General features: G+C 70.1%; 6 protein-coding genes and 1 pseudogene. 5 read left to right on the forward strand and 2 right to left on the reverse strand.

Annotated elements, in window-relative coordinates; genetic code table 11:
- Positions 1–219: 219 nt before the first annotated feature.
- Positions 220–609: a TetR/AcrR family transcriptional regulator gene (locus ACSDR0_RS48635; protein WP_435295785.1), complete on the reverse strand. Its 390-nt coding sequence runs from the start codon at positions 607–609 to the stop codon at positions 220–222.
- Between the two features lie 258 nt (positions 610–867).
- Positions 868–2,076 (reverse strand): ROK family protein, encoded by a 1,209-nt coding sequence (locus ACSDR0_RS48640; RefSeq protein WP_435295786.1) that lies wholly within the window; start codon positions 2,074–2,076, stop codon positions 868–870.
- Between the two features lie 145 nt (positions 2,077–2,221).
- Here ACSDR0_RS48640 and ACSDR0_RS48645 point away from each other — a divergent pair, with 145 nt between their 5' ends.
- The 5 genes and pseudogenes from ACSDR0_RS48645 to ACSDR0_RS48665 form a co-directional block, all read left to right on the forward strand.
- On the forward strand, positions 2,222–3,307 hold the full coding sequence (locus tag ACSDR0_RS48645; protein WP_435295790.1) for a Gfo/Idh/MocA family protein: 1,086 nt from the start codon (positions 2,222–2,224) through the stop codon (positions 3,305–3,307).
- A complete protein-coding gene (locus ACSDR0_RS48650) occupies positions 3,304–4,776 on the forward strand; it encodes a sugar ABC transporter ATP-binding protein (RefSeq protein ID WP_435295787.1) in 1,473 nt (490 codons plus the stop codon). The genes ACSDR0_RS48645 and ACSDR0_RS48650 overlap by 4 nt, the downstream gene beginning before the upstream one ends.
- Positions 4,773–5,843, forward strand: coding sequence for an ABC transporter permease (locus tag ACSDR0_RS48655; RefSeq protein ID WP_435295788.1), 1,071 nt, complete (start codon positions 4,773–4,775; stop codon positions 5,841–5,843). Before ACSDR0_RS48650 ends, ACSDR0_RS48655 begins: the two co-directional genes overlap by 4 nt.
- A complete protein-coding gene (locus ACSDR0_RS48660) occupies positions 5,840–6,769 on the forward strand; it encodes an ABC transporter permease (protein WP_435295789.1) in 930 nt (309 codons plus the stop codon). The genes ACSDR0_RS48655 and ACSDR0_RS48660 overlap by 4 nt, the downstream gene beginning before the upstream one ends.
- A gap of 27 nt (positions 6,770–6,796) precedes the next feature.
- Positions 6,797–7,054: pseudogene (locus ACSDR0_RS48665) on the forward strand (hypothetical protein); the annotation flags it as partial.

Here is a 7,054-nt window from a genome sequence, read left to right on the forward strand (position 1 = left end):
TCATCTACGCGGAGCCATCTTGTGGATCCGAAGCCTTCAACCCACCTGAAGATCCGAAGTCCATACAGGCCCTAGGTGCCAGTGGCCACTGGGAACCGGTCGTGGGCGGCCAGATCGGCTGGTGGCCGACTCCGACCACTCGGAGATCGTCATGACCGCTACCGAAATCCTGATCCGCGTCCTCGCCGACCGCGCCGAACCGGCCGACCTGGTCGCCCGTCACAGCCTGTGGGTCGACGAGTTGGTGTGCGCCGGCGGGACATCGCCGGTCCCGGCCTGGCGCACGGCGGTGTGAGCGGCAGCGGTGATGCGGCGGCGTACGTGGTCGATGACGCGTGCGCTTCCCTGCGGCCCCAGCAGACTGCGGTAAAAGCCTGCGTGTTCGGCGAGATTGGCGAAAAAGGCCAGCAGTGACTGAGTTGCGTCCTGGGCCGCGTCCGCCGAGTCGGGGCCGGGGCCGGGGAGGGACTCGATCAAGTCGTCGATCATCGCGGTGCGGGCGGCCTCGGCCAGTTCATGCACGTCCCGGTAGTGGTCGTAGAAGGTGGAACGGCTCACTCCGGCCCGGTCGGCGACGTCGGCGACGCTGGTCTGTCCAGCCGCCGCCATCCACCCGGTGGAGCCGTGAACCGAGTCGTCGGCGCATCGGCGGGTGGGCTCACCTGTGCCGAGGCGTTGCGCGGGAGGGGATATGAGGGCGTGATCACAATGAGCGCCTACGGCGTCCGCGAACCGCCGGTCGCCCGGTAGCACCACGGCAGACGCCCCTCGCGGCCACAATCGGCCGGATGGCCGCATCGGGCAGGCCAGGGCGGCTGCCCCTTCCCGGACGACGGCGGCTTCTTCGGTACCGAGTCGGATGCCACGTCAGACGGTGACCGTGGTGTCCACCGCCTGAGGAGCGAGGACGTGTTCGATCACCATGACGGCCGCTCCGACGACCCCGGCGCGGTCGCCCAGCTTGCTGGCCTGGATGCGCAGGTGCCGTGTGGCCAGCGGAAGGGAGCGCTTGTAGATCACCTCGCGGACCCCGGCGAGGAGATGCTCGCCGGCCTCGGCGATGTCGCCGCCGATCACGATCGCTCCGGGGTTGAAGAAGTTGACGATCGAGGCGAGGACGTCGCCGATCTCGCGGCCGGCCTGGCGTACGAGATGCACGACCTCGGGGTCGCCCACGCCCAGTAGCCGCACCACGTCTCGGCTGTCCTTCGCGAGCACGCCTGACGCGGTGATCCGGGCGGCCAGGGCGGCGCCGCCGGCGAAGGCTTCGAGACAGCCGGTGTTGCCGCAGTGGCACACCACCTCGTCGTCCGCGGCGGCGACGCGGATGTGTCCGATGTCGCCGGCCGCGCCCTGTGCGCCCCGGTGCAGCCGCCCGTCGGAGATGATGCCGCAGCCGATGCCCGTGCCGATCTTGACGAAGATGAGCTGGTCGGCCTCGGGGTATCCGGCCCAGTGCCCGCCCCAGTGCCCGCCCCAGTGCTCGCCGAGTGCCATGATGTTGACGTCGTTGTCGACGAGGACCGGCACGCCCAGCCGCTCCCCCAGCCACTCCGGCACGGGAAAGCGGTCCCAGCCCGGCATGAGGGGCGGGTTGACGGGGCGTCCCGTCAGGTATTCGACCGGGCCCGGCAGGCCGATGCCCGCCCCGCACACGTCGGCGAGGTCGTACCCGCTCTCGGCGAGCAGTTCGGTGAACGTCTGCGCGAGCCACGCCAGGGTCGACTCCGGCCCCCGGTCGATCGGGACATCGGCGGTGCGTTCGGCCAGCACGGTGGTGCCCAGATCAGTGATCGCGACGCGGTGGTGCGTGGCGCCCAGGTCGGCGGCGAGCACGAGACGTGCCGCCCTGTTGAAGGCGAACGTGGCCGCCGGGCGCCCGCCCGAGGAGGTGGAGGCGTCGGCGGCCACGACCCAGCGGTGCCGGAGCAGGGCGTCCAGCCGTTGGGACACCGTGGTTCTGGCCAGACCGGTGAGCTCGACCAGTTCCGTGCGAGTGCGGGCAGGTCCCTCCCGCAGGACGGACAGCAGTGCGCCGGCCCCGATGCTCGCACTGTTGAGCGTGTCCTCAGTCACACTAGCCCTTCCACTGACGAACGAACCTTTTCAAACGACCTTAAGTATACTTCTGACGTCCAAAATCATATTTATGCTTGACCTCCGCCATAAGTCCTCCTTACGATCTCACAACATGGAGGAAATAGGCCGCAAACCGACGGATATGCCCCAACTGCGGGTGGGGATCGTTGGAACAGGTTTCATAGGCAGCGTCCACGCCCGAGCCGCTCGGCTCGCCGGCGCCCGCATCGTCGGCGTGGCCGGCTCGACCCCTGAACGGGCAGAACGGGCGCATGCCGCCCGACTGGCCGAGCGCGTCTTCCGCTCGCCAGAGGACCTCATCGAATCCGGCGAACTCGACGTCCTGCACGTTTGCACCCCCAACCACCTGCACGCCTCGATCACGATCAAGGCGCTGGAGGCCGGACTGCACGTCATCTGCGAGAAGCCGCTTGCGACCGACTCCGACACCGCCGCGCTGATGGCCGCCCGCGCCGCGCAGAGCTCGCGTACCGCGACCGTGCCGTTCGTCTACCGGTTCCACCCGATGGCCAGAGAGGCCAGGCAGCGCGTCGCCGAAGGCCACATCGGCCGGGTCAACCTCATCCAGGGCAGCTATCTGCAGGACTGGCTGCTCAGCCCGGATGACGACAACTGGCGGGTGGACCCCGCCCTGGGCGGGCCGAGCCGCGCCTTCGCCGACATCGGCTCGCACTGGTGCGACCTGGCGGAGTTCATCACGGGCGACCGGATCGCCGCGGTGTCGGCGCAGACGGCGGTGGCGGTGCCCGACAGGGCCGAAAGGGCGGGCGTGCACACCGAGGACGTGGCGACCGTGCAGTTCACGACGGTGGGCGGCGCGCTGGGCACGATGGCGGTCAGCCAGGTCTCGCCAGGACGTAAGAACCGGCTGTTCTTGGAGATCTCGGGCAGTGAGGCGAGCGTCGCCTTCGATCAGGAGCAGCCGGAAACGCTCTGGTTGGGGCGTAGGCAGGGATCGGAACTGCTGGTGCGCGACCCGCAGACCCTGTCGGCCCCGGCCCGCCGCTACTCCCCCCTGCCCGCGGGTCACGCCCAGGGCTATCACGACTGCTTCGACGCGTTCACGGCCGACAGCTATGCCGCGGTGCGAGGAGAGCGTCCTGAGGGACTGCCGACCTTCGACGACGGCGCGAGGGCCGCCCGTATCTGCGACTCCGTGCTCGCCTCGGCGCGTACCCGCTCGTGGGTGGAGGTGCACCCCGCGTGAGGCTCCTGGAGATGCGGGGGGTGGGCAAGAGCTTCTTCGGTGTGCGGGTGCTGACCGGCGTCGATCTCGACGTCGAGGCGGGACAGGTGCACGCCGTCGTCGGTGAGAACGGCGCGGGGAAGTCGACGCTGATGAAGATCCTCGCCGGGGTGCACGTCCCCGACGCGGGGACGATCGCGATCGACGGCAAGCCGGTCGCGTTCGGCCATCCTCTCGACGCGCAACGGTCCGGAGTGGCGATCATCTATCAGGAGTTCAACCTCCTGCCCGAACGCTCGGTCGCCGAGAACGTCTTCCTCGGGCGCGAGCCGGTACGGCGGGGCCTGGTGGACCGCGCGAAGATGGAGGCGGAGACCGAACGGCTGCTGTCGGGGCTCGGCGAGACCTCTTTCGGTGCCCGCGACGCCGTTCGCCGCCTGAGCGTCGCCCAGCAGCAGGTCGTCGAGATCGTCAAGGCCCTCTCGGTCGACGCCCGCATCATCGTGATGGACGAGCCCACCGCCTCGCTGGCCGAGCACGAGGTCGAGCTCCTCTACTCCCTGATCCACCGCCTGCGAGAGCGCGGCATCGCCATCCTCTACATCTCCCACCGCATGCGCGAGGTGTTCGACCTGTCCCAGCGGGTCACCGTGCTCAAGGACGGCACCCGCGTCACCACGGTCGCCACCTCCGACGTCGGACCGGCCGAGCTGGTCAAGCTCATGGTCGGCCGGGAGCTCAACGACTACTTCCCGCCCCGTGCCACACCGGCGGAGATCGGCGAGGTACGCCTGAGCGTGCACGGCGGCGGAAACGAGAAGCTCAGCGGCATCGACCTGGAGCTGAGAGCCGGGGAGATCGTCGGGGTGGCTGGCCTGCAGGGCTCGGGCCGGACCGAGCTGGCCAAGGCGATCTTCGGGGCGGAACCGTTCGTCTCGGGTGAGATGACCCCCCGCAGGCCCCGGACGGTCCGCCAGGCCGTGGCCGCCGGGATCGGGCTGGTCACCGAGGACCGCAAGGCCGAAGGGCTGGCGCTACGGCAGTCGGCGGGAGACAACGCGCTGCTGGTGGCGCGCACCTCCGCCGCACGCACCCCCACGGGGCGGGCCTCACGGAGCGGGCTGCGCACGCTCCTGGAGTCGGTACGGCTGTCACCGCCCGACCCCGAGCGTGAGGTGCGGTACCTGTCCGGCGGCAACCAGCAAAAGGTCGTGCTGGCCAAATGGATGACGGTCAACCCCAAGGTGCTGCTCTTCGACGAGCCGACCCGGGGCGTGGACGTCGGCGCGAAGGCCGCCATCCACGACCTGATGCGGCAGTTCGCCAGGAACGGCATGGCCATCATGATGATCTCTTCGGAGCTGCCCGAGCTCATCGGGATGAGCGACCGGATCATCGTCATGCGAGACGGCCGTATCGCGGGCGAGCTACCGGCGGGCGTGTCCGAGGAGGCCATCATGCACGTGGCGGCGAGTGAGGAGGCCGCATGAGCGGCCAGATTCCCTCCCCGGTGCACCCGGCCACCGCCTCGACGGCCTCCGGGCCCGAGCCCGCGCCCGTTCGGAACGGCGCGGGGCCGGGGCATGGCGGTCTGCGGCGCAACCTCACGGAGATCAATCCGACCAGGGTCGTCTACCTCGCGCTCATCGCCGTGATCGCCATCGGCTGGGGGCTGGTCGCCGTCGACGGCGGCGACTTCCTCACGATGGAGACCGTCGTCGGCGTGCAGCAGCGTTCGGCCGCCCTGGGCATCGTCGCCGTGGGGCAGACCCTGGCGATCCTCGTCGGGTCGCTGGACCTGTCCGTCGCCTACCTGATCAGCCTCGGGTCACTGGTCGCGGCCGAGATCATGGCGGGCCAGGACGGCGGCATCGTACCGGCCATCCTCGCCGTGCTCGGCGTCAGCGCTCTCGTGGGGCTGGTCAACGGCCTGGTCATCACCCGCCTGCAGGTGCACGCGTTCATCGCCACGCTGGGCACCGCGCTCATCCTCAAAGGCGTCATCGACCACCTCTACGACGGGCCGGCGGGCAGCGTGCCGGAGTCGTTCCAGCGTCTGGGCTACGACCGGCTCGGCCCTGTGCCCGTCTCGGCGTTGCTCTGGGTCGCCGTGGCGGTGGCCGCCTGGTTCCTGCTGCGCCGGACCCCCCTGGGCTACCGCATCTACGCGGTCGGCGGCGACCCCGACGTGGCCCGGCTGTCGGGGGTGCGTACCAGCAGGGTCGTGGTGCTCACCCACGTTCTGTGTTCACTGTGCGCGGGCGTCGCCGGCCTGCTGCTGGCCGGCAGGCTGGGCGCAGGCGCGCCCACGGTCGGCACCGACGGCGGCTACGACCTGGAGTCGATCGCCGCGGTCGTGCTCGGCGGCACCGCACTGGCCGGCGGCAAGGGCGGGATCGCCGGGACCGTCGGCGGCGTGCTCCTGCTGGCCGTGCTCGACAGCGTCTTCAACCAGCTTGAGGTGAACTCCTTCTTCAAGGACGTGGTCAGGGGCGTCGTGATCGTGGTCGCCGTCGCCGTCTACGCCCGCCGCGGCAGGAAGGGGCGAACGGCATGAGAAGGACGCTCCCGATCCTCGCGGTCCTGACGGTACTGCTGGTCGCGATCGCGGCCGCCAACCCGCTGTTCCTGGAGCCCGCCGGGTTCCTGGCCTTCGTCAAGCGGGCCGCCCCCCTGGTGATCCTGGCGGCGGGCCAGTACTTCGTCATCGTCTCGGGTGAGTTCGACCTGTCGGTCGGCTCGCTGGTGACGGTCGAGGTCGTCGTCGCCGCCCGCTTGATCGACGGGGAGGAAGCCGCCACCTGGTGGGTGCTTCTCCTGCTGATCGCCATCGGGCTGCTCGTCGGTCTGGTCAACGGCGTGATCACCACGGCCCTGCGCGTTCCCTCCTTCATCACGACGCTCGGCATGATGCTCATCTTGTCGGGCGCGGTGTTCCTGTGGACGGGCGGCGCTCCCCGCGGCGCGCTGTCGGAGGGCTTCCGCGCCTTCGGCCGGGGCAACCTCGGCCCCATACCGTGGTCCGTCCTCATCCTGGTCGTGGTCGCCGGCGCCGGGATCGCGCTGATGCGCTCCGACTTCGGCAAAAGGCTCATGGCCACCGGCGACAACGAACGCGCCGCCGCCCTGTCCGGCATCGGCGTGCACCGCATGCGAATTCTCGCGTTCGTCATCTCCGGCCTGGCCGCGGCGGTCGCGGCCATCCTGCTCGGCGGCTTCGCGGGCGTCTCGGCCCAGGTCGGCCAGGGACTGGAGTTCTCCGCCATCACCGCCGTCGTCCTCGGCGGCGTGGCGCTCGGCGGCGGCCGGGGCTCGATCGTCGCCGCGATGGCCGGCGCGTTGACCCTGGAGGCGCTGTTCACCCTGCTCAACCTGTACGGCATCTCAGGTGCTCTGGAGTACACCGTGCAGGGCGTCATCATCATCGCGGCGGTCGCGGCGGGAGCGCTGCGCCTGCCGTTCCGGCTCCGCGTGAGCACCTGATCAACCCCAGAAAACAAAGGAAGCACCATGCCGAATCGTCGGCCGTTCGTCGGCCTCGTCGTGATATCGACCGCGCTGTTCGCCGCCGGTTGTGCCAGCGACAAGCCCACCGCCCAGTCCTCGGCGGGGCCGTCCTCAGCGGCCTCGTCCTCACCCGCCCAGGGCGCGAACACCGGTGAGCAGTCGAAGTTCTTCATCCAGGCCGACCACGACGCCCAGCTGGCCATGCGGACCCAGAGCGCGGAGGGGCCCGCGGACAAGCCGTGGGAGCAGGCCATCGCCCCG

Source organism: Streptosporangium sp. G11 (assembly GCF_051192615.1).
Lineage (GTDB): Bacteria > Actinomycetota > Actinomycetes > Streptosporangiales > Streptosporangiaceae > Streptosporangium.